The following is a 1,051-nucleotide window of genomic DNA, read 5'->3' on the forward strand; positions in this document are numbered from 1 at the left end:
GAACAGCCAGCTGTGGCTGGGCGCGGCCGGGGTTGATGGCGGGGCCGGTGTGGTGGCGGCGGGTTGTTCTGGGTGCAGGGTGTAGTTCCAGTCGCCGTGCCAGTGGTGGCGTGTGATGGGCAGCTCGGCCATCTGCTGGTCGCTGATGGTGGTTCCGAGGGGATAGCTGCCGGTGTCGAGTTCGGAGTGGACGGTCAGGCCGGTGCGGGTGGTGGTGGCCGCGATAGTGCGCAGGACGACTTCGTGACTGGCCAGAGGGCGACCCCGCCAATTCATCGTGATGTGGGAGAACAACCGGTGCTCGATGGCGTTCCATTTGGAGGTGCCGGGCGGGAAATGGCAGACAGTGATGGCCAGGCCGGTCTGCAGGGCGAGGGCGGCGAGTTCGGTTTTCCACGCTCGGGTGCGGTATCCGTTGGAGCCACCGGCGTCGGCGGTGATCAGTAGCCGCCGGGCATGTGGATAGGCGGCTCGGCCGGCGGTGTTCCACCAGCGGCGCAACGACTCCACCGCGAACGTGGCCGTGTCGTGGTCGGTGCCGACGTTCACCCAGCCGGTGTTGGCAGCCAGGTCATAGATGCCGTAGGGCACGACTTTGCCCAGGGTGTTGTCGGGAAAGTCATGGGTGTTGACCTCGACCGGCTGCCCGGCCGGGTGCCACTCACGGCCGGAGTTGGCGAACTCCCCGAGTTGCTCCTTTTTCTTGGTGTCCACGCTGACCACCGGCTGGGCATCGGCCTGATGCTCCTTAACCTGGGCGTTGAGGTAACGGAACTGGGCATCCCGGTCGGGATTCTGCTTGCCCTCCAAGGTTTTAGCGTTGCCCTGCAGGCTGAAACCCTCCTGCTGCAACAGGTTCGCCACCGTGTCGGCGCCCACCGGGTGCCCCTGGGCGGTGAGTGTGACGGCGAGTTTGCGGGTCGACTTCGTCGTCCACCGCAGCGGCGACATAGGATCACCCCGCGGGGCCGGTTCCACCAGCGCCAGCAACGCCTGACGCAGACCCGGATCGGTTTCGGTGACCCGCTTACGGCCCCCGCCCCGACGGCGG

The 1,051-nt window shown here is 66.9% G+C and carries 1 protein-coding gene; it reads right to left on the reverse strand.

All coding sequences use genetic code 11. The features are described 5' to 3' along the window. On the reverse strand, nucleotides 1–1,051 hold a 1,051-nt coding region (locus ACFOSH_RS42470; protein WP_378247216.1), incomplete at both ends, for an ISAzo13 family transposase.

Source organism: Amycolatopsis speibonae (assembly GCF_042647925.1).
GTDB classification, from domain to species: Bacteria; Actinomycetota; Actinomycetes; order Mycobacteriales; family Pseudonocardiaceae; genus Amycolatopsis; species Amycolatopsis speibonae.